The sequence below is a fragment of the Mycobacterium terramassiliense genome (genome assembly GCF_900157385.1).
GTDB classification, from domain to species: domain Bacteria; phylum Actinomycetota; class Actinomycetes; order Mycobacteriales; family Mycobacteriaceae; genus Mycobacterium; species Mycobacterium terramassiliense.
The window spans coordinates 191,546-215,089 of record NZ_LT717699.1; the positions used below are offsets into that span (position 1 = coordinate 191,546).

Consider the following 23,544-nt stretch of genomic DNA (forward strand, 5'->3'; position numbering starts at 1 on the left):
TGGATTCGATGGACCTGACGCAACGGCTGGCCGGCCGGGTGGCGGTCATCACCGGCGGCGCGGGCGGCATCGGGTTGGCCGCGGCCCGGCGGATGCACGCCGAGGGCGCGACCGTCGTCGTCGGCGACGTCGACCGCGACGCCGGCGTCGCGGCCGCCGGGGAGCTGTCCGGTTTGTTCGTGCCCACCGATGTTTCGGACGAGGCCGCGGTCAACGCGCTGTTCGACGCCGCGGCCGAGGCCTGTGGACGGGTCGACATCGCCTTCAACAACGCCGGCATCTCGCCCCCCGAGGACGACCTGATCGAGAACACCGAACTTGCGGCGTGGCAACGAGTCCAGGACGTCAACCTCACATCGGTGTATCTGTGCTGCCGGGCCGCGCTGCGGCACATGGTGCCCGCCGGCAAGGGGTCGATCATCAACACGGCGTCCTTCGTCGCGGTGCTGGGGTCGGCGACCTCGCAGATCTCCTACACCGCCTCCAAGGGCGGGGTGCTGGCGATGTCGCGGGAGCTGGGCGTGCAGTTCGCGCGGCAGGGCATCCGCGTCAACGCGCTGTGCCCGGGGCCGGTCAACACCCCGCTGCTGCAAGAGCTTTTCGCCAAGGACCCCGAGCGCGCCGCCCGCCGCTTGGTGCACGTGCCGTTGGGCCGCTTCGCCGAACCCGACGAGATCGCCGCCGCGGTGGCCTTTCTGGCCAGCGACGACGCCTCGTTCATCACCGCCTCGACGTTCCTGGTCGACGGCGGCATCAGCTCGGCCTACGTCACCCCGCTCTGACCGCCGGATGGCGGGGCCGCGACGTGGCCGTCGCCCAGGCCCGCGGCGTGGACAGCTTCCCGACCGGCGCGCCGCGACCGAAACCCGGGACGGACGCCGCGCGGGCGGGCTTTGTGAACAGGGCGCACAGCGCGGCCCGCTTGTTCAGGGAATTCAGGTGGCTGATGGCGGTGTCCGTCGGCGCCGACAGCGAACTCAGTCTTGACAACGTGGGCGTCACCGGCGACAGCGCCGCCTCGAGCGGCGTCAGCGGCGACGTCGAAAGCGCCTGCAGGGCTTCGGGAATCGCCGCCATCACCCGGCCGGCGGCCGCTACCACGTCCGGCGCCGACGCCAGCGCCCAGGTGCCGGTGCCGTGGTTACCCGGCGGCGACGCGAACGGCGTCAGCGCCGCCGCCTTGGCCGAGGCGGCCGCGTAGGCGTACATGGCGTCGGCGTCGTGAGCCCACATCCGCTCGTACTGCGCGTCGGTGTCCGCGATCGCCGGGCCGGCGTGCCCCAGCCAGTTCCGCTGGGCCAGCGACCTTCGCCGCGCGCGGTTGGCGGCGATCGCCGGCGTGGGCACGATCGCCTGGCGCGCCGACCGATGGGCGTGGGCCGCCGCCGCGGCTTGGGCGGCCGCCTGCTCGGCGCGCGCCGCGGTCGCGTGGAGCCAGTCGACGTAGGGCGCCGCGGCGTCGGTCATCGCCATTCGCGCCGCGGCGGCACGCAGCCCCGCCGCCAGCCCGTCCCAGGCGGTGGCGGCCCGCGCCATCGAACCCGCGCCGGGGCCCGAATGCATCAGCCCGGAGTTGATTTCCGGCGGTAGCGACGCGAAATCCATTACCACCCCCGCACCCGAAACGTGGAGTCTTCCTTCAGATAGACGCGGGGGTTACAGCCGGGGCTCACAGTGCACCGACGGTAGTGCCGCACGCTTAATCCACGACGGGAGCGGGCTGTGAAAACGCTCGAAGTCTGCCGAACCGTCGGGCCCGGCGGGTCCTCACCGCGGGTATTGAAAACGAGCACTTTCATTGCGGGGCCCCGCGACGTAGAGTTGAGAACGAGCGATGCAGTCGGGGGCGCGGAGCTGCAGCGATATCACAGGGGGCAAAGTTGTACGCGGCCATCTGCCGCCACTGTGGCAGGGCAATCGTCCAGCACCCTTCGGGGGTGTGGGTGCCCCGGGACGGCTCGGTGAAGAGCGATCAGGACGGCGTTTATTGCCGGGGCCCGGCAGGCGAGCAACGGTCCCGGATCTTGCACGAACCCATGCCTTCCGACTTGGCGGGGGCGCCGCGGTGGCTGTCCCCGGACAGTTCCCGGGCTCGCGTGACCGCGGCGGCGGACACCGACTCCGGCCCTGCGGCGGCGCCTCCCGAGGGCGACCGGGAGGGTCGTCCGCGCCGCCGTCGCCGCGCGCCGTTCATCCCCGAGATCGTCCGGATTCGGCTGCGACATGCCCTCGTCTGGCTGCGGGACCTGGCGCGGTCCCGCATGGCCTGGTGGTAGCGGGGCAGTCAGAAGACGATCAGCGGGATCGCCATCTCGGCGGGGGTGGCCGCCCCGTGAAAACCGATGAGCCGAGCCGTTTCCGGCGGCTCGTGGCCGGTCGCCAGCACGGCGGCATCGCCGGTGCAGACCACGACGACGTCGCCGATCCGCGCCAGGTGCTGCGGGGCGACCGGCCCGAACATGCCGGTGGCCACCGCCTCGTCGCGGAGGTAGACGCGCGCCCGGCCGTCGAGCGCCTCGCCGAACGCGGCCCGCACGTCCGCGGCGGCCCCCGGCTCGGTGTGCAGGTAGCGCACCCGCGGCTCGCCGGCGACCACGCGCACCCCCTCGCCCAGCCGCGGGTCGGCGTCGAGGTCGACGCGGGCGTCCGGCGGGACGTTCAGGCCGCCGTGGTCGGCCGTCACCAGCAACGCCGCGCCCGGCGGCAGGGTCTCGACCAGCCGGGTGAGCAGGGCGTCGACGCGGGCGGCCGCCTCGTGCCACCGCTGCGAACCGATGCCGAACACGTGCGCCGCGGTGTCCAGCTCGGCGGTATAGCCGTAGACGAGCCCGGGCGCCGCGCGCAGCTCGTCGGCCAGCTGCGCCGTGTAGTCATCCGCCGGCAGGGTCGGGCGGAATTGGGCGCCGCGGTAGGCCGCATCCGTCAGCCCGCTGCCCATGAAGGCCGCGGGCAACACGGCGCGCGCGGCGATGCCGGACCGCTGCAGCCGCCCGAACCAGGTGGGCAGCGGCTGCCATTCGGCGTGCGGCGGGTCGTCGCGCCACACGATGTGGGTGAGCACCCTGTCGGTGCCCGGAATGTTGAGCGTGAAGCCGAGGATGCCGTGCTCGCCGGGGCGGGCGCCGGTGCCCAGGGACACCAGGCTGCTCGGCGTCGTCGACGGGAAGGTGCAGGCCAGTTCGGTGAGCCGCCCGACCTCCCCGGCGAGCACCGAGGCGAGCAACGGGGCGCTCGCGGCCAACTCCGGCAACAGGTGCCAGCCCAGCCCGTCGACCAGCACGACCGCGACGCGGTCTTTCGCGTCAACCGACTGAGCCAGGCCCAGGCCGTCGACCGCGCCCGGGGCCCCGAGCAGCGCGGCCGCGGCGGGCAGCACGTCGCAGATCGACTTGGGCACAGGGGCAAGACTAGACGGGCGCCAGGCGCCGGCTGGTCACCCGCAGCTGCCGCTCGGTGCTGGCGGCGAGCGCGCGAACCTGCTCCGGCGACAGGCGGCCGCACAGCCGGCCCCAGTGCACCGCGACCTCGTCGCCGACGGCCACATCGGGCACCGCACTGTACCCGTCGGCCCAGACGTCGAGCGGCCGGACCGCGGGCTCGGACAGCGTCAGCGCACGACCGTCCCAGAGCAACTTCCGGCACGACACCTCGACGAGGTCGCCAGCGCGGGAAACCACTGTGCCCCAGGCGATTCGGCAGTTGTCCAGGACGCTCAGCGGGTGTTCGTCGATGCCCCGCCCGAGGAAGCGGGTCCAGGGATACACCCCGAAGACGTGGAAGCAATGATTGCCGGCGGCCTCCTGGGCCAGGTCGGCCGTCAGGTGTGACCAGTAGCGGCCGGCCTGCGGGCCGATGATCCCCAGCAGCGCGTCGACGAACGCTTGCGGGTCCAGCTCGGCGCCCACCCCGCCGCCGAGCCAATAGGATTCGACGAGCCGGTAGTCCAGCGGGTCGGCGATGCCGGTCAGCTCCGACAGCACCCGCAGGTACGGCCAGGCCCCGGAGAACGTGGCCGCCGCGCGGCGCACTTCGTCGACGGAGCCGTCCCGCAGGGTGGCCCCCAGCGGGGGTCCGCAGTAGCCCAGCGCGTTGGGGGCATACGCGTAGCGGGCGAACATCTGCGCACCCTTTTCCGAGCCGGCCGCCTCGGGTGTCAAGTGCGCCCCACCAGCTTGACCGCGTCGCGGTGCATGCGACCGAAGTTGTAGTAGGCCGCGCAGGCGCCCTCCGGCGAGACCATGCAGGTCCCGATCGGCGTCTCCGGCGTGCACGCGGTGCCGAAAACCTTGCATTCCCAGGGCTTGAGCACGCCCTTGAGCACCTCGCCGCACTGGCAGGCCTTGGGGTCGGCGACCCGCACGCCGGGCATCGCGAACCGCAGCTCGGCGTCGAACTCCGCGAAATCGTCGTGCAGGCGCAGCGCGCTTTGCGAGATGAACCCCAGCCCGCGCCATTCGAAGTGCGGCCGCAACGCGAACACCCTGCCCATCAACGCCAGGGCGGCGGGGTTGCCGTGCTCGGGCACCACGCGCTTGTACTGGTTCTCCACTTCGCAGCGGCCCTCACGGATCTGGGTCAGCAGCATCGCGACGGCCGCCAGGATATCCAGCGGCTCGAAACCCGCCACCACCAACGGCTTTCGGTACACGTCGGGAACGAACCGGTAGGGGCGGTTGCCGACCACCGTCGACACGTGCCCGGGACCGATGAAACCCGACAGCCGCAGGTCCGGTGACTCCAGGATGGCCTTGATCGGCGGCACGATCGTGACGTGGTTGCAGAAGACGCTGAAATTGGACAGGCCGAGGTCTCGGGCCCGCACCAGCGTCACCGCCGTCGAGGGCGCGGTGGTCTCGAAGCCGATGGCGAAGAACACCACCTGCTTGTCGGGGTTGTCGACCGCGATCTTCAGCGCGTCCAGCGGGGAGTAGACGAACCGCACGTCGGCGCCGCGCGCCTTGGCGTCCAGCAGGCTGCCGGCCGACCCGGGCACCCGCATCATGTCGCCGAAACAGGTGAAGATCACGTCGGGCTGGCCGGCCAGCCACATCGCGTCGTCGATGCGGCCCATCGGGATCACGCACACCGGGCAGCCCGGTCCGTGCACCAGTTCGACGTTGTCGGGCAGCAGGTGCTCGATGCCGTGCCGGTAGATGGTGTGGGTATGCCCCCCGCACACCTCCATGAACTTGAACTCGTCGCCACCGTCCCCGGCCAGTCGCTCGATGGCGCCCAGCAGCTTGCGGGCCGCGGCCGGATCGCGAAACTCGTCAACGAACTTCATAGCGTTTCCCCTTAGATGATGGCCGACGAGTCGAAGGCTTCCATTTCGGTGGCGTAGGCCTCGCCGAGTTTCTGGATCGCGGCCAGGGTCAGCAACGCCTCCGTCTCGTCGATCTTGGCCATGGCGAACCCGACGTGCACCAGGACCCAGTCGTCGGGTTCGGGCATGTCGTCCTCCAGCAGCCGCACGCTGATCGTGCGCTGGACACCGCTGACGTCGATCTTCGCCAGATAGTTGGCGGGGTCGGTGATTTCGACGATCCGGCCCGGAATCCCAAGACACATCGGTCTATACCTCCACGCTCTCAGCAGATCCTCGGCAGCGGGTCGCCGACGAGCATGTCGACGATCCGCGTTCCGCCGAACCCGGTGCGCAGCACCACGGTTTCGGCGGGTTCGGTGACGATCTCCCCGACCTGGGCCGCCTCGGCGCCCAGCGGGTGCGACCGCAGCGCGGCCAGCCCGGCCTCGGCCTCCTCCGGCGCGACGACGGCGACGAACTTGCCCTCGTTGGCGACGTAGAGGGGATCGATGCCGAGCAACTCGCAGGCGCCGTTCACCATGGGGCGCACGGGCAGTCGCTCCTCGTCCAGCAGCACCCCGAGGCCGCAGGCCTGTGCCAGCTCGTTGCAGACGGTGCCGACCCCGCCGCGGGTCGCGTCGCGCATCCATCGGGTGGACGGGGCGGCCGCCAGCAGCCGTTCCACCAGCGGGCTGAGGCTGGCGGTGTCGGAGACGATGTCGGCCTCGATGGCCAGGTCGCCGCGGGCGAGCATGACGGCCATGCCGTGATCGCCCATCGATCCCGACAACAGCACCTTGTCGCCGCTGCGCACCGACGCGGGCGACAGCGCGCGACCCGCCGGGACGATGCCGGCCCCGGTGGTGGTGACGAACAGCCCGTCGGCGGCGCCCTTGGGCACCACCTTCGTGTCACCGGTGACGATCTGGACACCGGCGGCCGCGGCCGCGGCCGCCATGTCGGCGACGATCTCCCGCAACTCGGCGATCGGGAAGCCCTCCTCGATCACGAACGCCGCCGAGATCCACGACGGCACGGCACCGGCCCCCGCGAGGTCGTTGCAGGTGCCGTGGACGGCGAGTTCGCCGACCGACCCGCCGGGAAAGCGCCTGGGCTGCACCACAAACGAATCCGTCGACATTGCCAGCCGCTCGCCGCCGGGCAGCGTCAGGACCGCGCCGTCGCCCAGCGACTCCAGCATCGGGTTGCGGAAGGCCTCCAGGAACACCGCGTCCACCAGCGCGGCCGAGGCCTTGCCGCCGGCCCCGTGGGCCAGGGTCACGTGGTCGTCGAGCAACCGGGGGCGACGCCTGCGGAACGACTCGATCCGCTCGATCACCTCGCCCTCGGCGAACCGGGGGCCCGACGAAAGGTATTCGCCCGCGGGCTTATTCATGCCGCCCCCAGGCCCTGGTCGCCGAGATGTCGGTGCACGCTCGACCACAGCCGATAGCCCAGCAGCGCTTGGGATTCCTGGATGCGGTGCACGCTCTGCGAGCGAACGACGAAGCAGGCGTCCACGCTGGGGTTGTTGGCGAAGGCGCCGCCGTCGTAGCCGGCGAACCCGGCGGTGTACAGCCCGCGGTGGCGGGCCTCGGCGAGCGCCGCGAGCAGGTTGGGCGAGCCCCCGCTGGTCGACATCGCGATCGCGATGTCGCCGGCCTTCGCCCGGGCGATCAGCTGGCGGGCGAACACCAGCTCGAACCCCACGTCGTTGCCCAGCGCGGTCATCACCGCCTGGTCGGCGGTCAGCGGCCAGGCGGGCAGCGGCCTGCCGAGCGGCGGCCGGGCGAACAGCCTCGCCAGCGTCATGGAATCGGTGCAGCTGCCGCCGTTTCCGAAGGTGAACAACCGCCCGCCCGCCGCGAAGCGGCGCGCCATTTCGGTGGCCGCCGCCTCCAGCAGCCCGGCGTTGGCCTCCAGCGTGGAGCGCCGCAGCGCCAGGCTTTCGGCCGCCTTTGCCTGAGCCGAGGCGGCCAGGTCGGCCAGCAGCGACTTGGGGTCATCCTCCTGCGCGTCGATGAATGGGTACAGGAAGTTGGTGGGTTCGTCCTGGCTCATCGGTCCTCCTCGTCCAGCCTGCTGATCGCGGTGCCGGCGTGCACCAGGACCAGGTCGCCGGCGGCGACCGGGTCGACGAGGGTGGTGACGACGTTCTCGACCCCGCGCGCGGTGCGCACCGCCGCCTGCCCGTCCGCCGACGCCGTCACGACTTCACCCAGGCGACCCTCGTCGCTGCACGTGACGCAGATGTCTTCGGAGCACTCGTCTTTGAGGAGCCCCGAGTGCTCGAAGCACACGTGGGTCAGCTCCCACAGCAGGTGATAGAACAGCACGAAGCCACCCGTCGCCGGCACCCGCGGGTCGGGGTCGTCGAGCCAGAGCACGTGGTCCGCTGGGCTAGATTTGAAGCCGCCCTCCGGGCGACGCTCGCCGCTGCCGATCCAGATCGTGGTGGCGCCCCAGGCCGGGCCGCGACGCATCACCGAGCGCACCTGCGGATCGTCGGCGCCGGCGACCGCGATCACGATGTCGCCGGGCCGCACCGACACCCGCACCAGGTCCACCAGCTCGGGTCCGGTGAGCGCCACCGCGGGCAGCGCCCGCTTGCCCATGATCACCGGATGCACGAACTCGACCGCGATGTGCAGCGCATGCGGCTCCCACGACGGCGCGACGGACCACATGGTCGCCCCCGCGGCGAACCGCTTGGCCAGCGTGAGCGCGGTCGCGGCCAAATCCCCGGCCAACTCGGCGCCCAGCCCGCGATCGATGGCGGTGGTGGTCATGATTCAGTCTCCTCCATCCCCCTCAGCATGGAGATCGCGGCCTGACCGAGCGCGAGGCCACCGTCATTCGGCGGGACGGTGTGGTGAGTCAGCACCTCGAACCCCTTGCGCTGCAAGCGCTTACGGCACGCGCGCAGCAATAGCACGTTCTGGAACACCCCGCCGGTCAGGCCCACCAGCCGGATCTCGCCGGCCACCTGTGCGACCACCTTGGCGACCGCGTCGGCGACCGCATCGTGGAACGCGGCGGCCAGCAGCGCCGGCCGGGTGCCGGCGTAGCGCGCCGCCACCATCGCCTGCACCATCGTGGCGGGATCGATCACCCCGTCGGGGAGCACCAGCATCGGCAGCGACGGGCCGGGATCGTCGGGGACCGACTCCGCGAGCGCCTCCAGCTCGATGGCGGCCTGGCCCTCGTAGTCGATCCGGTGCCGCACCCCGAGCAGGGAGGCGACGGCGTCGAACAGCCGGCCCATGCTGGAACACGGCACGCAGCCGGTGCCGCTCTCCAACTGCGAACGGACGAGGCGCAATTCGTCCGGCGTGGCGGCGGCGACCGGCGCCAGATCCGGGCTCCAGTCGATGCCGGCGGTCCACAATTGCGACAGCGCCATCCGCCAGGGGTTGCGCACCGCGGCGTCCCCGCCGGGCAGCGGGACCGGCAACAGATGGCCGACGCGCACGAATCGATGGCTTTCGCTTCCCAACGCGAGAATTTCGCCACCCCAGATGGTTTGGTCGCAGCCGTAGCCGGTTCCGTCGAACGACACCCCGATGACGGGCTCGCCGAGGCGCCCGTGCTCGGCCAGCAGCGAGACGACGTGCGCGTGGTGGTGCTGGGCGAGGTCCAGTGGCCGCTCGCCCGCGTGGCGCTCGGCCCAGTTCCGCGTGTGGTAGCCGGGGTGCAGGTCGGCGGCCAGGCGCGCCGGCGCGCCGCGCATTCCGGTGAGCTGATCCACCGCGCGCTCGAACGCCCGCAGCGTCTCCCAGGTGGCCATGTCCCCGATGTGGCCGGACAGGTAGGCGCGGGAGCCGGCGGTGAGGCAGAACGTGTTTTTCAGCTCCCCGCCCACGGCGAGGACGGCGGGGCCCGCCCGCCCGAGATCCACCGGCAACGGGGCAAAGCCGCGGGATCGGCGGATCGGCAGCTCGCGACCGGCCCCTCCGTCGTTCACGACGCGCACCACCGAGTCGTCGCACGGCACGTGGATCGGCCGGTCGTGGTCGAGGACCGCGTCGCAGAGCGGCGGAAGCCGTTGGGCGGCATCGTCATCCGTGAAGCAGATGGGCTCGTCGGAGCGGTTCGCGCTGGTGCACACCAGGGCGTCCGGCACCGGCCCGTCGGCCCCCGGCACGGGGGCCAGCAGCAGGTGGTGCAGGGGGGAGTACGGCAGCATCAATCCGAGCAGCGGGCTGCCGGGCGCGACGGCGTCGGCCACCGGCGCGCCGGATCGGCGGCGCAGCAACACGATCGGCCGCGCGGGGCTCGACAGCACCGCCGCCTCGTCGGCGTCCACGTGCGCGTAGCGGCGGGCGACGTCCAGGTCGCGGACCAGCATGGCGAACGGCTTGGCGGCCCGCGCCTTTCGCGCCCGCAGGGCGGCGACCGCCGCGTCGTCGTCGGCGGCGCAGGCCAGGTGGTAACCGCCGATGCCCTTGACGGCGACCACGGCGCCCGCGGCGAGCGCGCGTTGGGTGGCCGCCAGCGCGGCGTCCGATCCCGCCAGCCGCCCGCCCGACGACGAAAACCTCAGGGAGGGACCGCAATCGGGGCAGGCGATCGGCTGCGCGTGGAACCGCCGGTCGCCCGGATCGTGGTATTCGGCGGCGCAGCGGTCGCACATGGCGAAGCCCGACATGGTGGTGGCGGGGCGGTCGTAGGGCAACTCGCGGATGATGGTGAACCGCGGCCCGCAGTTGGTGCACGTCACGAACGGATGTCGGTAGCGGCGGTCGTGCGGGTCGAACAGCTCGCCGACGCAGTCGTCGCACACGGCGATGTCGGGGGGAATCGGCGTCGCCACACCGGCGATCGGCCGGCTCGGCACGATCCGGAACCCGCCCCCGCAGGATGTTTCGGCGGCCAGATCGGTGGCCGTGACGGCGCCGATCCGGGCCAGTGGGGGCGCCTCGGCGCGCAGCCGGCGGGTGAATTCGCCGACGCGGGCGGGCTCACCCTGCACCTCGACGAAAACGGCGCCGGAATCGTTGCCGACGAAGCCGGCCAGGCCGAGCTCGCCGGCGATCCGGTGGACGAACGGACGGAAGCCAACCCCCTGGACGACACCGGTCACGGTGAAGCGCCGCCGGACTTGAGCAGCGGGCGGGCCGGTCCGCAGCACTAGGGGGGATTGGGTCACCTCAACCGCCCTCCGGGCTGGCTGTCGGATCGGTGCGGCCCCTGCCCATCAGCTCGAGGCCGGCCATCGCCTGTTCCGCTCCGGCGCGGTCTGTCTTCTCGACGGCGAAGCCCATGTGGATGATTATCCAGTCCCCGGGTGAGAACGTCTCCTCCGGCAGCATGCCGACGTTGACCCTGCGCTGTTCGCCGGTGACGTCGACCAGCGCGAGCTGGCCCTCGTAGCCGTCCAGCATCCGGATCACCTGACCGGGTATCCCCAGGCACATCAGCGGTCCTCCCGCGCGGACGTCTGCAGCGCCGCGACGATTTCCTCGACGGCCCGCGCGGCGCGGGGGACCGCCCGGGCCACCGGCTCGGTCAGGCCGATGCCCTCCTCGACGCTGGCCGCCTCGCATCCGACGACGACCGTGTAGGGCGGACTGCCGCCCAGGGCCCGCAGGCTGGCGAACACCGCGGCCGGATCCATGCTGTGACCGTCGAGGCCCCCTGCGCCGCAATCGGATTCGTGGTCGGCCTGGAAGACGTGCAACGTGCCGGGGTTGCCGCGGCTGGGTACGGCGTCGACGAGGACCAGGGTGTCCCACTCCTCGAGCAGGTCGTACGCCAGGTGCATGCCCCGGATGCCGTAGTCGGTGACCCGGACGCAGGAATTGCCGCTCGAATCGCCCTGCGGGATCTCGGCGTTGCGGACCACTTCCGAACCGAATCCGTCGTCCCCCAGGAAGATGTTGCCGATCCCCGCCACCAGGATGCGCGCTGTCATCGAGTCTCCCGGGCGGCTACATCCGCCTCAGTTTCAGGTAGCGGCGGGCATCGGGAATCGACACCATCCCGAGCACGAGTCCGATCGCGACCACCAACGCGATGATGGCGATGAATATCCAACCCAAGACTTCCATTTCGAACTCCTTTCATGTCGTGGGTTGCGAGGCTTCGAGTGGCTCCACTTCGTCGGGGGAGAAGTAGAGATAGCGTCCGTACCAGTCGTGCAGCTCGGCGGCGGGGTCGTCGTCGACGACCACCGCGACGTGCTTGTTGCCCTCGACGTCCTCATGTACCGACGTGACGCGGGCGGTCTTGCCGACGACGAAGATGTCCTGGGCGTCGGCGTTGCGCCGCGGCCGTAACCGGACCCGGCTGCCACGGGCGACGCGGATCCCGTTCACCGCGACCGCGTCGACTTCGGGGCGAACGGCGTTGTCGGCCAGCGGATCCCACCAATCGACCCCCTCGGGTATCTCGGGGACGAGACCGGAGATCGCGTGGGGGTCGCGCAGCACACCGTGCAGGCGCGCCATCGACTCGGGCGACATGGCGTCGCACTGGTCGATGATCCGCGCCGCCCTCGGATCGGTGGCCCGCGCCTGGGCCTTCTCCTCGTCCGTCATCGTCATCACGCGCAGCGTGAGGATCTCGTCGATCTCGGTGCAGTCGTACAGGGCGGTGTTGCTCTGTTCGGCGACCTCGGGGTGGTCGTAGAGGATGATCGGCGAGATCAGCAGGATGTGTTTGGTGCCGGCGGGGCCCGCCAACACGGGGAAGCACCGGTGCCGGCCACACCGCGCCACCGCGGCGGCGGCGCTCGGCGGCGGCTCGAGCAGCGAGACGAACGCGCCGCCAACGACTTCGGCGATGACATGCGTGCCGATCATGGACCGCGCGATCGCGTCGTGTTTGTCGCGTGCCCCGTCGCCGACGTTGCTGACCCGAACCGACACCCGGCGCAGGTCACCGTCCGGCACGCTGGCCACCGACAGCACGCCCAGCACCTCCTGCCGGTGCCGCACCAGGCGTCCGCCGGCCATCAGCTCGACGTCCGTCCCCTCCTCGGCCACCACCGGCAGCGTGCACGGCTCGTCGTCGATGGCGAGCGGGCCGAACGACACTTCGCGTTCGACCGCCTCGTCCCAGGTCAGCCACGACCCGGCCGGGGTGGTCAGTTCGTCCACCGGCTCGAACTCGCCGTGGGTGAACTCGCGCTCGGCCCGCCGGTGCTGCAACTGCAGGAACCGGACCACCAGCGTCAGCGCCCGGGCGCCGTCGACCAGGAAATCCGCCGCCAGGCTGTCGTCTTCGCCCAGCCCCGCCGCCGCGGCGCCGGGGGGCCCCAGAACGCCGAATTGCCAACGCGATTGGTTCTTGCTCGACGTCCCGCGGTACGGGTAGAGCAGGTAGCCCTCGTAGAGCACCGCGTCGGCAACGGCCCGGGCCCGGTCCCAATCGGATGTCATCGGGCCTCCTCCCGGTCGGAGCCCAGCAGCGAGGTGACCGCGTGGTCGAGGTCGAGCAGCCCTTGCGCCGACTTGTAGGAGGCCAGCGCCGCGATGGTGTCATGGCCCAGCCGCACCCAGCCGGTGTTCGGATAGTGCTGGGCGATCAGGTCCCGCCAGACCGCGACCGGCATGTCATAGCGATACTCGCAGTCCCACGGCACCTGCTGGACCGAAAACCCGCGTTCGGACTTGACGAAAATGGTTCCGCTGAAAAGGAACTGGAGGGGCAGGGCGCCGTCGCGCAGCGCGTGCAGGTACTTGGCTGCGGCGACCTCGAAGTCGTACGTGCAGTCCAGCGCGAGCGCGACCGTCGTGTTTCCGGCGAACCCCGGCACCATCGCGGTGGCGTGTTGCCACAGGAAGGTGCGCTGGGTGGAGGCCCAGCGTTCGCGGGGCCCGAACAGGTCGAGCAGCCCGCCCGCCTCCGCCTCCGAGTAGGAACGGCGCAGCGGCTCGATGCGGACCTGGCAGCGCAGGGCGATCGCGTGCACCGGGTCGTCCCCGCCGGCGGCGACGCTGACCCGCGCGGTCAACACCGGGCTCACCGAGTACGGTTCGGGCGCCACGTCGAGCACCGCGAAGTTGACGTCCACGTGCTCTCCGGTCATGGCGGTGTCTTTACCGCGCGAGCCGCGATCTGGGCGAAGAAGCCGTCAATGAACGCCCGGGCCTCCTGGCCTCCGTCGACCCCCCGCCACAGCATGCGCAGCCGCCCGACGAACTCGTAGCAGGCGTCGATCGGCACGAGATAGGTTTGCGGCTCGGCATTCTCGTCGTCGTCGTTCTGGGGGACCCGGACCAGCAGCGCCTCGACGTCGTCGGCGAGCAGCCCCGCCCGGGGGTCGGCGCCGCCGACGGCGTTCCACGCGTCCAGGTCCAGCTCCGATTCGGTCGCCCCAGCCGGCCCGGGGTAAAAGGCCACCGTGCGGTGCAGCTCGGAGTTGGTGAAGAAGAAGGCGACGCCCACCGGGATCTGCAGTGCCTCCCAGGCGCGGCGGCTCAGCGCGAAGCCCGGAAACGCCAGATACCGGTCCGGCACCGCGCGATAGCGCAGTTCGGCGGCGGAGTCGGTGAACAGCAGATAGCAGGCCCGGCAGACGCACATCAACTGGCGCTCGGCCACGTTCACCACATGCTGGTGCTCGTCGGCGATGAGCTCGGAGCACATGTCGCACCGTTCGCCCGCGGGCGCCGGGACGGCCCGGTTGCTGCGAATCCGGCTGAGCACGTCGAAAGGAGTGGTCATGCGCGGGCCCCCATCGGCTCGTCCAGCGCCACCGAGGGCACCCCATCGCGCAGCAGCAGGGGCAGCGGCTCGAGGTGGGCTCCGCCGGGGCCGGCACCCGCGTGCACGGCGTCGAACTGCGTGCCGCAGCGCGGGCAGCCCAGCAGCGCGTCGCGCAGTAACGCCCCCGCCAACGAGTCGTCGCACACCGGACAATGGTCGCGGTAGGCCAGCGGCAGGTCACCGACTCTGCACACCAGCAGCGGTGTGCCCGACACCAGGAAACCCGCCACCTCGCCGGGAGCCAGGTCGCCCACCTCGGGCACGGCATGCCAGCCGGCGGCGTGCCCGTTCGACTTCACATGCGCCATCAGCGATTCGGCCGGGATCACGCCGGTGACCTTCTCGGTCGGGGCGGTGACCACCTCGATCGAGGTGACCTCCGGCGCGGCCGCGCGGACCGCGTCCTGCACCGCCAGCTCCAGCGTCACCGCCGACGACGGGCAGCTCTTGCAGCTCCCCCTGAACGCCAGCCGCACGGTGTTTTCTCCCGGCCCCTCGCCAGCAACGATCTCGAGCAGGTCCACGTCGCCGCCGTGCGAGCCGAGGTAGGGCCGCACCCGGTCCAGCGCGTCGGACACCCGCCGGTGCACGTCGTGCGGGTGCAGCCCGTGGACGAGGAGCAGGCTGGCCACCAGGTCGTCGGCGGCCAGCCGCTCGGCCAGGCCGGCGTCACCGGCCCGCACGATCCGCTCCAGACCGGCCCCGTAGAGCCCGACTACCTCGCGGACCAGCTGTTGGGCGCGCTCATACGCGGCGGCCCCACTCGCCGCGCAGGAATCCAGCAATGTCTGGATTCGATCGCCCGCCGCGCGCCACTGCGTGTCCTTCTCGGGGTTCTCCGGGCGATCCGCCATGCGTCCTCCGTTAATGTGACGACCCGTCCCCCGCAAGCGGGAGGTACCCCCAGCGCCCGGCTTCGCCGAGCTTGCGATCGTCACTCCCCGACGGGTGATTGCGTTGGCGTGTGCAGTCTGTCCAGGGTCTTGCCCTTACCCAGGTACATGTGCACGCCGCACGGAAGGCACGGGTCGAAGCTGCGGACGGTGCGCATGACGTCGATGCCCTTGAAGTTGTCCCGGCCGTTCTCCTCGAAGATCGGCTGCCCCTGCACCGCGTCCTCGTAGGGGCCCGGCGTGCCGTAGCTGTCGCGCGGGTTGGCGTTCCACGGGGTGGGCGGGTACGGGTGGTAGTTGGCGATCTTGCCGTCCCGGATCACCAGGTGGTGGCTGAGCACGCCGCGTACTGCCTCGGTGAAGCCGCAACCGATGGCCTCGTCGGGCACCTCGAAGCGCTCCCACGTCTTGGTGCGCCCGGCACGGATCTCCGCGAGCGCCTTCTCGGCGAAGTGCAGCGCGCACGCCGCCGCGTAGGCCTGGAAGTAGGTGCGCGCCCGGTCGCGTTCGATCGTGTTGCTGCCGTACTGGGGGATCTTCCACTCGAACTCCACCGGACCCTTGAGCGCGGTCTTCGGGAGATTGATCTTGACGCTGGTGCCCGTCGCCTTGACGTAGCCGATGTCGACCAGCCCGGCCAGCGCCGTCGCCCACAGCCGCGCCAGCGGGCCGCCGCCGGTGTCCAGGGCCAGGTGGTCCTGTCCGTCGAACCAGCGCGGCGACATCACCCAGCTGTACTTGCCGCCGTCCATGTCCCGCTTCTGCGGGTGCGGGTTGGTGTGCTGGTTCCACGGGTGCCGCCGGTCCACCGCGTTGCCCAGCGGATCGGTTTTGACGAACATCTCCTGCTCGGTCCAGTCGTCGTAATACGAACTGCCCAAAAGGATTCGGATGCCGAGATTGATGTCCACCAGCGAGTGGGTGACCAGCTTGCCGTCGACCACCACGCCCGGGGTGACGAACATCGCGTTACCCCAGCGCTCCATGTCCTTGTATTCGAAGTTGCACACCTCGGGGTCCTGGAAGGAGCCCCAGCAGCCGAGCAGGGTCCGGCGCAGCCCGACCTTCTCGTAGCCGGGCAGCGCCTCGTAGAAGAAGTCGAACAGGTCGTCGTGCATCGGCACGACCTTCTTCATGAACTCGACGTAGCGCATCAGCCGCGTCATGTAATCCGTCATCAGCTGGATGGTGGCGACGGTCCCGACCCCGCCGGGGTACAGCGTGGACGGGTGCACGTGGCGGCCCTCCATGAGGCAGAACATCTCTCGCGTCCAGCGGCTGACCACCAGCGCCTCGCGGTAGAACTCGCCGCTGAACGGATTGAGCGAGCGCATGATGTCCGCGATCGTCCGGTAGCCGTGCGCGCCGGCCTGCGGCGCCGGCGTCTTCTCCGCCAGCGCGAGCACGCTCGGGTTGGTCTCGGAGACCATCTTCTCGCAGAAGTCCACGCCGACCAGGTTCTCCTGGAAGATGTTGTGGTCGAACATGTATTCCGCCGCCTCGCCGAGGTTGACGATCCACTCGCCGAGGTGCGGCGGCTTGACCCCGTACGCCATGTTCTGCGCGTAGCACGAACAGGTGGCGTGGTTGTCGCCGCAGATGCCGCAGATGCGGCTGGTGATGAAGTGGGCGTCGCGAGGGTCCTTGCCCTTCATGAAGATCGAGTAGCCGCGGAAGATCGACGAGGTGCTGTGGCACTCGACGACCTCCTTGTTCTCGAAGTCGATCTTGGTGTAGATGCCGAGGCTGCCCACGATGCGGGTGATGGGGTCCCAGGCCATGTCGACGAGCTGGCCGGGCTCGCGCTTGGCGGTGGTCGGCTCGGGGACGATAGTTGTCATCGAAGTTTCTCCCTGTGCAGTGGGGATGAAAGCGCGCCGACCTGGTAGAGGGGATCTACCAGGTGCGGCGGGCTCCGGTGGTGAGTTCGTCGCCGTTGTGGCGCCAGCGCGGCTCCTTGTCAACGGTGCGCGCCGTGACGCCCCGCAGGCTGCGGATCACCGACCCGTAGAGGCCCGAGGCGGTCGTGGAAACCTTGCCGCCCGGCGGCTCGTCCATGAACGGCATGAACTTGTCGGGGAAGCCCGGCATGGTGCATCCGATGCAGATGCCGCCGACGTTCGGGCAGCCCCCGACACCGTTGATCCAGCCGCGCTTGGGCACATTGCATTTCACGACGGGGCCCCAACAGCCAAGCTTGACAATGCATTTGGGTGACCCGTACTCGGTGGCGAAATCGCCCTGCTCGTAGTAGCCCGCGCGGTCACACCCTTCGTGCACGGTGTTGCCGAACAACCACTTGGGGCGCAGCGCCTCGTCGAGCGGGATCATCGGCGCCTGACCGGTCGCCATGTAGAGCAGGTAGGTCAGCGTCTCCGACAGGTTGTCGGGGTGGATCGGGCACCCCGGCACGCAGACGATCGGGATGCCCGCCTTGCTCTTCCAGTCCCAGCCGAGGTAATCGGGGACGCCCATCGCACCGGTCGGGTTGCCGGCCATCGCGTGGATGCCGCCGTAGGTGGCGCAGGTCCCGACCGCGACGACGGCGGTGGCCTTGGGCGTCAGCCGGTCGAGCCATTCGCTGGTGGTCATGGGCTGGCCGGTCGCTGGGTCGTTGCCGAACCCGCACCAGTAGCCCTCGTCCTTGATCCTCTCGTTGGGTATCGATCCCTCGACGACGAGCACGAAGGGCTCGAGTTCGCCGCGATCGGCTCTGAAGAACCACTCGAGGAAGTCGTCCGCCCCCCCGTTGGGTCCACATTCGAAATCGATCAGGGGCCAGTGCACGGCGACCTTCGGCAAGCCCGGAAGCGCGCCGAGGGCAATCTCCTCGACGCTGGGCTGGGTGGCCGCAGTCAACGCCACCGAATCGCCGTCGCAACTGAGCCCCGCATTGATCCATAGAACATGGATCAATGTTTCTTCTGCTTTGACTGCCGCTTCAGTTGGCATGACGCAGCTTTCCGGAGCCGGGCTGGGTGCTCCTGCGCTGCCGGAGTCGACCATCGGCCCACTTGCGCAGCGCTGGTTTTGGGTCTACTCCCGCCGCACACCGTTGTCAACGGGGCTCAGTGTGCCGACAAATGCACATATGCCCTATAACTCGGTGATACCGGCCAGTGCCGTTGTGCGCCAAGGCGGTACGGTCCTCCGCCGCGACGCGGCCCAACCGTGAGCCAGCCTAACGAGCGCCCCGAACATGTCGTCATGCGAATTATTCGCAGGATTTGTCGTGCGAATCAATCGCACCAGCGCATCACGCGCCGGAGTCCGTGGCGAAGCGCCGCAGCCACCCGAACCAGGCGCCCATGCCGGCCCCCGTGCGCGCGCTGACCGGCAGGATCTCCGCCTCGGCGTTGACCTCGCGCACGTGCGCGATGTACGAGTCGACATCGACGTCGAGGTAGGGCACGAGATCGATCTTGTTGAGCAGCACCACATCCACCGAGCGGAACATCACCGGGTACTTGAGCGGCTTGTCCTCGCCCTCGGTCACCGAGTAGACCATGGCCTTGGCGTGCTCGCCGACGTCGAACTCCGCCGGGCAGACCAGGTTGCCGACGTTTTCGATGATCACCAGGTCCAGACCGGGCAGGTCGAGGCCCGGCAGCGCGCGATTGACCATCGGCGCGTCGAGGTGGCATTCGCCGCCAAACCCGTTGCTGGTGTTGAGCAGTGACACCTGGGCGCCGCGACCGCTGAGCTTGGCCGCATCCAGGTCCGTGGCGATGTCGCCCTCGATCACGCCGATCGCGAGTTCACCGGCGAGCTCGTCGAGCGTCGCCGCCACGATGCTCGTCTTCCCCGATCCCGGTGAACTCATCAGGTTCAGCGTGCGGATCCCGTTGCTCTCGAAGGCCGCCCGATTGGCATCGGCGAGAACGTCGTTTTCGGCGAAGATCGCCTCCAGCACCTCGATGCGCTGCGCGCCCGTCCGGTAGGAGCTGTGGTCGCCGTGATCGTGGTCGGGCTGATCGTGATCGTGGGTGTGCACGGTGCCGTCGTCGTGGCGATGAAATCTGCCCATGATCAAGTCCATTCAGACGGTGCGGTTTTCACGAGACGTCCAACGACGTCACCAGGAATTCGTTGCCGCGCAGCACCTCGACGTCGGGGCTGTCGCACCGCGGGCACCAGATCGACCAGGCCGACGTGATCTCGGACTGGCGGCCGCACGAACGGCAGCGCACCTCGGCGGTGACGCACTCGAGCTCCAGCTCGGCGTCGGGCATGTCCTCGGAGTCGCGGACCAGCGTCCAGCAGAACGACAGCGACTCCGGCACCACCTGACGGAGCGCCCCGATCCGCACCCGCACGACGTCGACGTGCCGGCCGTCGGCATGCGTCTTGACCACCCCGGCGATCGCCTCGCACAACGACAGCTCGTGCATGGCACTGTTCTACACCCGACCGGGGTCAGCCCGCCGTCTCGGCCGAGTTCCACTTCTCCTCGATGCGCGCGACGCGCCAGACGAGCAGGGCGAGCGCCCAGGTCGCGACGAAGATGCCGACGACGACGAAACCGACGGTGTTGAGGTCGAGGCCGCCCAGCCAGCGCCAGAACGGACCGCGCCAGCCCAGCTGGTCGGCGAACAGGCCGAGGAGTTCGACGGTCCCGATCAGCAGGGCGACGGCCACCGACAGCCCGGTGATGGTGATGTTGTAGTAGATCTTGCGCACCGGGCTGGCGAAGGCCCAGCCGTAGGCGAAGTTCATGAACGAGCCGTCGATGGTGTCCAGCAGGCACATGCCCGCCGTGAACAGCACCGGCAGACACAGGATGGCGTACCACGGCAGCCCGGCCGCGGCGCTGGTGCCCGCCAGCACCAGCAGCGCGATCTCGGTGGCGGTGTCGAAGCCCAGCCCGAACAACAGCCCGACCGGGTACAGGTGCCAGGACTTGGTGATCGACTGGGTGAACCGCCCGAGGAACCGGTTGATGAGCCCGCGGTTCTGCAGTTGCCGTTCGAGTTCGGATTCGTCGTACTCGCCGCGGCGCAGCCGCAGGAACACGCGCAGGATGCCGACCAGGACGATCACGTTGAGGATGGCGATGAGGTAGAGGAATGCCCCGGACACGCTGGTGCCGATGAGGCCGGTGTAGTGATGCAGCGCCGAGGAGTCGTCCTCGACCGGCCCGACTGTGGCCGTTATGACGGCCCTCGTCCCCGTGGCCAACAGCAGCGCCAGCCCGAAGACCACGGTGCTGTGGCCGAGCGAGAAGAAGAACCCGACGGCCAGCGGGCGCTGCCCGTCGCTCATCAGCTTGCGGGTGGTGTTGTCGATGGCGGCGATGTGGTCGGCGTCGAAGGCGTGCCGCATCCCGAGGGTGTAGGCCGTCAGCCCGACGCCGACACCGAACGCCTTGCCGCCGAGGCTGAATCGCTCCGGATCCACGATCAGCACCAGGGTGATCCAGCCGACGAGGTGCAGGGCGGCGATCACCGCCACCATCGCCCCCAGCCGCCACCACTCCGCCGGCGCCAGCGCGCCCCGAAGCCTGCTCATTCGCGATGGCCGCCAGTCCAACTCAGTGCTGGCCACCGGCACGACATTAGGGGCCGCCGCGAGCCAAATGCAAGTCGATTGCAGGAACTCACCGGGGGTCGCCCGCGCCGAGTTGGGCCGAAGACTGGCGATCCAGGGTGTGGGGCGCGACACTGAACGGGTGAGTCCCAAGGCCCCCGTGCTGGACGCGGCCGTCACCGAACGGATGGGTGACATCCTGCGGGCCCATGGGCTACGGCGGATGGCGTCGCGGATCCAGGTGCTGGCGGTCCTCGAGCCGGTCAACGGGCACCTGCCGGTGGCGGAGATCCACCAGCGGGTGCGCGCCTGCCTGCCGCCGGGCGGCCAGCCGCCGGATGTCGCGACCATCTACCGCACCGTGACCACCCTGGTCGACCAGGGGGTGCTGCACGCCCTGACCCTCGACGGCGGCGTCGCGACCTACGGGCTGGCCACCGCGCCGCACCACCACGCGGTGTGCACGCGCTGCGGCTCGATCATCGAGGTGCCCGCCCGCCAGCTGAGCTCGGCGCTCGAGCACGCGATGGCGGGCAGTTCGTTCACGCTGTCGGAGGCGGCCGGCCTGACGCTGCGCGGCCTGTGCCCGCAGTGCCAGCGCGGCTGACAACGGCGGCGACCCGCCACGCCCGGCTACGCCGCGCTTGCGATCGCCGCTAGCGCAGGCCCAGTAGGGCGTTCTCGACCACCTCGGGCAGTGCCGGATGAATCCAGTACTGGCCGCGCGCCATCTCCGTGGCGGTCAGCCCGAAGCTCATCGCCTGGATCAGCGGCTGGATGATCGACGACGCCTGGTGGCCCATGATGTGGGCGCCCAGCAGGCACCCGCTGTTGCGCTCGGCGATGAGTTTGACGATGCCGGTGGTGTCTTCCATCGCCCAGCCGTAGGCGACGTCGGCGTAGTCCTGGATCGCGACCGAGATGTCGAATCCCCGTGCGATGGCCTGGTTTTCGGTGAGGCCGACGGTCGCCAGCTGGGGATCGGTGAACACCGCCGACGGCACAAACCGGTGATCGGTCACGGCCATCGACTCCGTGTCGTCCCAGTCGCACAGTAGGTTGTGCTGCACGACGCGGGCCTCGTGGTTGGCCACGTGCTTGAGCTGGTACGGCGACGAGACGTCGCCGAGCGCGAAAACGCCGCGCGCCGAGGTGCGTTGGTATTCGTCCACCACCACCTGGCCGTTCTGGACATCGACGCCGGCCTGGTCGGCGTCCAGCAGGTCGCCGTTGGGCAACCGGCCGGTCGCCACCAGCAGCAGGTCGGCGTTCAGGGTGGACCCGTCGTCGAGCTCCAGGGCGACGCCGGAGCCGCGGTTGGCGGCGCGAGCGACCATCCGGTGGGTGCGCAGCTCCCATTTGCGCGAGGCGATGCGGGTAAACCGTTTGCAGATGGTGTCGTCGAAGTGGCGCAGCAGCGTGGCGCCCCGGACCACCAGCGTGACTCGCACGCCGAGCGCGGAAAAGACGTGGGCGAATTCCGTTGCCACAAAGCCGCTTCCGATGATCACAAGGTGCTCGGGCAGCTCGGGTATGCGCATGATGGTGTCACTGGTGTGGTAATGCACGTCGGAGGCGAGGATGGTCGCCGGGATTATCGGCCGCGAGCCCGCCGCGATCACCACCTGATCGGCGGTGAACTCTTCGCCCGCATCGGTGCGCAACAGGTATCGCCCGTCGGGCTGAACCGGTCCGAACCGGGTGTGCCGTTCGTACAGGTCGACATTGGGCAGCGAGCGCCGGTAGTCCTCGCCGCTCATCGAGATGGGATCGATGCGTCCGAAGACGCGCGAGACGATCTCGTCCCAGCGCACCCCGTCGATGTGCGCGTCGACGCCATAACGGGCCGCGCCCCGGACGCCCGCGGCGACCTCGGCGGCGTAGACGAACATCTTCGTCGGGATGCACCCGACGTTGAGGCAGGTGCCGCCGAAGGTGCCCTGCTCGCAGATGGCCGCGCGCTTGCGCGCGTAGCGCTCGTCGAGAATGGTGTTGCCCGAACCGGTTCCGATGATGGCGATGTCGTAGGTTTCCATCCTTGGGTCCTCACCCCTTTCCCGAGGACGTCGAGGCCTGGCTGTTGTCGCTGCCCAGGTACTCGTCCAGCCACATGTCCAGGTGGCGGTAGGCCATCCGGCGCGGCTCCGGCAGCGACAGGAACACGTCGTGTTTGGCGTCGGCCACCGGGACGACGGTGCTGCGTTTGCCGATGCGGCCGGCCCACCTCGCGATCTGGGTGACGTCGAGAACCGCGTCGCCACGGTGCATGGATGCGGGGTCGTCGGATTCGGCCACGCTGTGGTCCGACCGCAGGATCAGAGTCGGCACGCCGACCTCGAGCCCGCGATGCAGCCGGGTGTGACCGCGGCGGATGGCGTGCAGCCAGCCGAACGTGATGGGGAAGCCGCCCACCGGCTTCCATTCCAGGTCGTAGTCGAACTCGCCGTGGTAGTCGCGGTGCAGGGTGGTGCCGTAGCCGCCCTCGGTGGGGGCCCGGACCACCCCCTTGGACCGCACCCGCGACAGGCCGGCGATCAGCGCCGAGGCCAGCGCATGGCGCAACACCGCGGGGCCGTGCAGGTCCAGGAACGGGCTGTTGAGCACGAGGCCCCGGACGGCGGCGTGCGCGGCCGGATCCCGCCGTCGCAGCCGGTCCAGCCACAGCGACACGATCAGCCCGCCGGAGGAATGGCCGTACACCAGGATCTCGGCGGGCCGGCCGGCGGGCGCCTGCCGGCGGATGGCCGCCACGGCGTGCCCGAGTTCGGCGTCGTAGTGGGCGAGGTCGGTGATGAAGTGCGGGGTCTGGCCCTCGCGCCGCGACCGGCCACATTTCTGGAGGTCCAGCGCGTAGAAGGCAAAGCCGCGATCCGCGAAGTGATCGGCCAACTCCGTGTGGAAGAAGTAGTCGGTGTAGCCGTGCACCGCCAGGACCGCGCGGTGGTCGGCGCCGGCGGGCTCGCCGCGCCGGACCAGCGTCGCCGCGATGTCGCCCTCGCCGGCCGGATCGGGACCGAGCGGGATGGTGCGCTGCCAATAGCCGGGCAGCACGTCGGGCACCCAGCCAGTCACGAGGCCAGCTTAAAGGTTTTGCTGGCCACGGGTGGG

Annotated in this window: 26 protein-coding genes and 1 pseudogene; 4 read left to right on the forward strand and 23 right to left on the reverse strand. The window is 70.1% G+C overall.

All coding sequences use genetic code 11. The features are described 5' to 3' along the window. Positions 1-8: 8 nt before the first annotated feature. Entirely contained in the window at positions 9-782 is a 774-nt protein-coding gene (locus MTAB308_RS05060) for a 3-oxoacyl-ACP reductase (protein ID WP_077098918.1), read from the forward strand. Here the strand turns inward: MTAB308_RS05060 and MTAB308_RS05065 are convergent. Next, positions 769-1,605, reverse strand: coding sequence for a PPE domain-containing protein (locus MTAB308_RS05065; protein WP_077098425.1), 837 nt, complete (start codon positions 1,603-1,605; stop codon positions 769-771). The genes MTAB308_RS05060 and MTAB308_RS05065 overlap by 14 nt on opposite strands. Before the next feature lie 431 nt (positions 1,606-2,036). Here MTAB308_RS05065 and MTAB308_RS05070 point away from each other — a divergent pair, with 431 nt between their 5' ends. Then, on the forward strand, positions 2,037-2,276 hold the full coding sequence (locus MTAB308_RS05070) for a hypothetical protein (protein ID WP_157900912.1): 240 nt from the start codon (positions 2,037-2,039) through the stop codon (positions 2,274-2,276). An 8-nt stretch (positions 2,277-2,284) separates the two neighbouring features. On the opposite strand, the gene MTAB308_RS05075 is transcribed toward MTAB308_RS05070, so the two are convergent. The 17 genes and pseudogenes from MTAB308_RS05075 to MTAB308_RS05150 all read right to left on the reverse strand — a co-directional run bounded on the left by MTAB308_RS05075 (position 2,285) and on the right by MTAB308_RS05150 (position 17,862). After that, entirely contained in the window at positions 2,285-3,397 is a 1,113-nt protein-coding gene (locus tag MTAB308_RS05075) for an alkaline phosphatase family protein (protein WP_077098429.1), read from the reverse strand. Positions 3,398-3,407: 10 nt separating this feature from the next. Beyond that, positions 3,408-4,157 (reverse strand): DUF6390 family protein, encoded by a 750-nt coding sequence (locus MTAB308_RS05080; protein WP_281253073.1) that lies wholly within the window; start codon positions 4,155-4,157, stop codon positions 3,408-3,410. Beyond that, positions 4,154-5,284, reverse strand: coding sequence for a hydrogenase formation protein HypD (hypD, locus tag MTAB308_RS05085; RefSeq protein ID WP_077098431.1), 1,131 nt, complete (start codon positions 5,282-5,284; stop codon positions 4,154-4,156). The genes MTAB308_RS05080 and hypD overlap by 4 nt, the downstream gene beginning before the upstream one ends. 11 nt (positions 5,285-5,295) lie before the next feature. After that, positions 5,296-5,568, reverse strand: a complete 273-nt coding sequence (locus MTAB308_RS05090) for a HypC/HybG/HupF family hydrogenase formation chaperone (RefSeq protein WP_077098433.1) — start codon at positions 5,566-5,568, stop codon at positions 5,296-5,298. A 20-nt stretch (positions 5,569-5,588) separates the two neighbouring features. Then, positions 5,589-6,701, reverse strand: coding sequence for a hydrogenase expression/formation protein HypE (gene hypE / locus MTAB308_RS05095; RefSeq protein WP_077098435.1), 1,113 nt, complete (start codon positions 6,699-6,701; stop codon positions 5,589-5,591). Further along, on the reverse strand, positions 6,698-7,366 hold the full coding sequence (locus MTAB308_RS05100; protein WP_077098437.1) for a D-sedoheptulose-7-phosphate isomerase: 669 nt from the start codon (positions 7,364-7,366) through the stop codon (positions 6,698-6,700). Before MTAB308_RS05100 ends, hypE begins: the two co-directional genes overlap by 4 nt. Then, positions 7,363-8,094, reverse strand: a complete 732-nt coding sequence (locus tag MTAB308_RS05105; RefSeq protein WP_077098439.1) for a HypC/HybG/HupF family hydrogenase formation chaperone — start codon at positions 8,092-8,094, stop codon at positions 7,363-7,365. The genes MTAB308_RS05100 and MTAB308_RS05105 overlap by 4 nt, the downstream gene beginning before the upstream one ends. After that, the gene (gene hypF / locus MTAB308_RS05110) at positions 8,091-10,454 is read right to left on the reverse strand and encodes a carbamoyltransferase HypF (RefSeq protein ID WP_077098441.1); all 2,364 of its coding nucleotides are present in this window, start codon (positions 10,452-10,454) and stop codon (positions 8,091-8,093) included. The genes MTAB308_RS05105 and hypF overlap by 4 nt, the downstream gene beginning before the upstream one ends. Before the next feature lies 1 nt (position 10,455). Further along, positions 10,456-10,722, reverse strand: coding sequence for a HypC/HybG/HupF family hydrogenase formation chaperone (locus MTAB308_RS05115; RefSeq protein WP_077098444.1), 267 nt, complete (start codon positions 10,720-10,722; stop codon positions 10,456-10,458). Continuing rightward, positions 10,722-11,219: a hydrogenase maturation protease gene (locus tag MTAB308_RS05120; RefSeq protein ID WP_077098446.1), complete on the reverse strand. Its 498-nt coding sequence runs from the start codon at positions 11,217-11,219 to the stop codon at positions 10,722-10,724. The genes MTAB308_RS05115 and MTAB308_RS05120 overlap by 1 nt, the downstream gene beginning before the upstream one ends. A gap of 16 nt (positions 11,220-11,235) precedes the next feature. Beyond that, on the reverse strand, positions 11,236-11,355 hold the full coding sequence (locus tag MTAB308_RS30570; protein ID WP_425436186.1) for a DUF6893 family small protein: 120 nt from the start codon (positions 11,353-11,355) through the stop codon (positions 11,236-11,238). Next, positions 11,346-12,687 (reverse strand): annotated as a pseudogene (locus MTAB308_RS05125) (hypothetical protein); the annotation flags it as partial. The gene MTAB308_RS30570 and the pseudogene MTAB308_RS05125, both read right to left, overlap by 10 nt. Continuing rightward, entirely contained in the window at positions 12,684-13,337 is a 654-nt protein-coding gene (locus tag MTAB308_RS05130) for a DUF6084 family protein (RefSeq protein WP_077098449.1), read from the reverse strand. The gene MTAB308_RS05130 and the pseudogene MTAB308_RS05125, both read right to left, overlap by 4 nt. Then, positions 13,334-13,975 (reverse strand): DUF5947 family protein, encoded by a 642-nt coding sequence (locus MTAB308_RS05135; protein ID WP_077098451.1) that lies wholly within the window; start codon positions 13,973-13,975, stop codon positions 13,334-13,336. Before MTAB308_RS05135 ends, MTAB308_RS05130 begins: the two co-directional genes overlap by 4 nt. Further along, positions 13,972-14,871 carry a NifU family protein gene (locus MTAB308_RS05140; RefSeq protein ID WP_077098453.1) on the reverse strand — a complete coding sequence of 300 codons (900 nt, stop codon included), beginning with the start codon at positions 14,869-14,871 and terminating at the stop codon, positions 13,972-13,974. The genes MTAB308_RS05135 and MTAB308_RS05140 overlap by 4 nt, the downstream gene beginning before the upstream one ends. 80 nt (positions 14,872-14,951) lie before the next feature. Next, the gene (locus tag MTAB308_RS05145; RefSeq protein WP_077098455.1) at positions 14,952-16,751 is read right to left on the reverse strand and encodes a nickel-dependent hydrogenase large subunit; all 1,800 of its coding nucleotides are present in this window, start codon (positions 16,749-16,751) and stop codon (positions 14,952-14,954) included. A gap of 55 nt (positions 16,752-16,806) precedes the next feature. Then, a complete protein-coding gene (locus MTAB308_RS05150) occupies positions 16,807-17,862 on the reverse strand; it encodes an NADH-quinone oxidoreductase subunit B family protein (RefSeq protein ID WP_077098457.1) in 1,056 nt (351 codons plus the stop codon). On the opposite strand from MTAB308_RS05150, the gene MTAB308_RS29195 reads away from it, so the two are divergent. Then, entirely contained in the window at positions 17,756-18,085 is a 330-nt protein-coding gene (locus tag MTAB308_RS29195; RefSeq protein WP_173842119.1) for a hypothetical protein, read from the forward strand. The genes MTAB308_RS05150 and MTAB308_RS29195 overlap by 107 nt on opposite strands. An 81-nt stretch (positions 18,086-18,166) precedes the next feature. Here the strand turns inward: MTAB308_RS29195 and hypB are convergent, their stop codons facing one another. Genes hypB through nicT form a run of 3 tightly spaced genes read right to left on the reverse strand, consistent with a single transcriptional unit; the run spans position 18,167 to position 20,454 of the window. Next, entirely contained in the window at positions 18,167-18,937 is a 771-nt protein-coding gene (hypB, locus tag MTAB308_RS05155; RefSeq protein ID WP_077098920.1) for a hydrogenase nickel incorporation protein HypB, read from the reverse strand. Between the two features lie 28 nt (positions 18,938-18,965). After that, positions 18,966-19,301, reverse strand: coding sequence for a hydrogenase maturation nickel metallochaperone HypA (locus MTAB308_RS05160; protein ID WP_077098459.1), 336 nt, complete (start codon positions 19,299-19,301; stop codon positions 18,966-18,968). Positions 19,302-19,326: 25 nt separating this feature from the next. Next, complete coding sequence (nicT, locus tag MTAB308_RS05165; protein ID WP_077098921.1) at positions 19,327-20,454, reverse strand: Nickel transporter NicT; 1,128 nt, start codon at positions 20,452-20,454, stop codon at positions 19,327-19,329. Between the two features lie 169 nt (positions 20,455-20,623). On the opposite strand from nicT, the gene MTAB308_RS05170 reads away from it, so the two are divergent. Then, a complete protein-coding gene (locus MTAB308_RS05170) occupies positions 20,624-21,043 on the forward strand; it encodes a transcriptional repressor (protein WP_108637230.1) in 420 nt (139 codons plus the stop codon). Positions 21,044-21,092: 49 nt separating this feature from the next. Here the strand turns inward: MTAB308_RS05170 and mtr are convergent, their stop codons facing one another. Further along, positions 21,093-22,472, reverse strand: coding sequence for a mycothione reductase (gene mtr / locus MTAB308_RS05175; protein WP_077098461.1), 1,380 nt, complete (start codon positions 22,470-22,472; stop codon positions 21,093-21,095). Between the two features lie 10 nt (positions 22,473-22,482). Further along, entirely contained in the window at positions 22,483-23,508 is a 1,026-nt protein-coding gene (locus tag MTAB308_RS05180; RefSeq protein ID WP_245831278.1) for an alpha/beta hydrolase, read from the reverse strand. Between the last annotated feature and the right edge of the window lie 36 nt (positions 23,509-23,544).

What these genes read in the sequence shown, in the direction of transcription:
- MTAB308_RS05115 (WP_077098444.1), bottom strand. Translation starts at nt 10,722, where the DNA reads ATGTGCCTGGGGATACCCGGTCAGGTGATCCGGATGCTGGACGGCTAC.
- MTAB308_RS05150 (WP_077098457.1), bottom strand. Translation starts at nt 17,862, where the DNA reads ATGCCAACTGAAGCGGCAGTCAAAGCAGAAGAAACATTGATCCATGTT.
- MTAB308_RS05145 (WP_077098455.1), bottom strand. Translation starts at nt 16,751, where the DNA reads ATGACAACTATCGTCCCCGAGCCGACCACCGCCAAGCGCGAGCCCGGC.
- MTAB308_RS30570 (WP_425436186.1), bottom strand. Translation starts at nt 11,355, where the DNA reads ATGGAAGTCTTGGGTTGGATATTCATCGCCATCATCGCGTTGGTGGTC.
- hypD (WP_077098431.1), bottom strand. Translation starts at nt 5,284, where the DNA reads ATGAAGTTCGTTGACGAGTTTCGCGATCCGGCCGCGGCCCGCAAGCTG.
- MTAB308_RS05160 (WP_077098459.1), bottom strand. Translation starts at nt 19,301, where the DNA reads ATGCACGAGCTGTCGTTGTGCGAGGCGATCGCCGGGGTGGTCAAGACG.
- hypB (WP_077098920.1), bottom strand. Translation starts at nt 18,937, where the DNA reads ATGGGCAGATTTCATCGCCACGACGACGGCACCGTGCACACCCACGAT.
- MTAB308_RS05070 (WP_157900912.1), top strand. Translation starts at nt 2,037, where the DNA reads ATGCCTTCCGACTTGGCGGGGGCGCCGCGGTGGCTGTCCCCGGACAGT.
- MTAB308_RS05105 (WP_077098439.1), bottom strand. Translation starts at nt 8,094, where the DNA reads ATGACCACCACCGCCATCGATCGCGGGCTGGGCGCCGAGTTGGCCGGG.
- MTAB308_RS05130 (WP_077098449.1), bottom strand. Translation starts at nt 13,337, where the DNA reads ATGACCGGAGAGCACGTGGACGTCAACTTCGCGGTGCTCGACGTGGCG.
- MTAB308_RS05140 (WP_077098453.1), bottom strand. Translation starts at nt 14,871, where the DNA reads ATGGCGGATCGCCCGGAGAACCCCGAGAAGGACACGCAGTGGCGCGCG.
- MTAB308_RS05100 (WP_077098437.1), bottom strand. Translation starts at nt 7,366, where the DNA reads ATGAGCCAGGACGAACCCACCAACTTCCTGTACCCATTCATCGACGCG.
- MTAB308_RS05065 (WP_077098425.1), bottom strand. Translation starts at nt 1,605, where the DNA reads ATGGATTTCGCGTCGCTACCGCCGGAAATCAACTCCGGGCTGATGCAT.
- MTAB308_RS05060 (WP_077098918.1), top strand. Translation starts at nt 9, where the DNA reads ATGGACCTGACGCAACGGCTGGCCGGCCGGGTGGCGGTCATCACCGGC.
- mtr (WP_077098461.1), bottom strand. Translation starts at nt 22,472, where the DNA reads ATGGAAACCTACGACATCGCCATCATCGGAACCGGTTCGGGCAACACC.
- MTAB308_RS05090 (WP_077098433.1), bottom strand. Translation starts at nt 5,568, where the DNA reads ATGTGTCTTGGGATTCCGGGCCGGATCGTCGAAATCACCGACCCCGCC.
- MTAB308_RS05170 (WP_108637230.1), top strand. Translation starts at nt 20,624, where the DNA reads ATGGGTGACATCCTGCGGGCCCATGGGCTACGGCGGATGGCGTCGCGG.
- MTAB308_RS05120 (WP_077098446.1), bottom strand. Translation starts at nt 11,219, where the DNA reads ATGACAGCGCGCATCCTGGTGGCGGGGATCGGCAACATCTTCCTGGGG.
- MTAB308_RS05135 (WP_077098451.1), bottom strand. Translation starts at nt 13,975, where the DNA reads ATGACCACTCCTTTCGACGTGCTCAGCCGGATTCGCAGCAACCGGGCC.
- hypE (WP_077098435.1), bottom strand. Translation starts at nt 6,701, where the DNA reads ATGAATAAGCCCGCGGGCGAATACCTTTCGTCGGGCCCCCGGTTCGCC.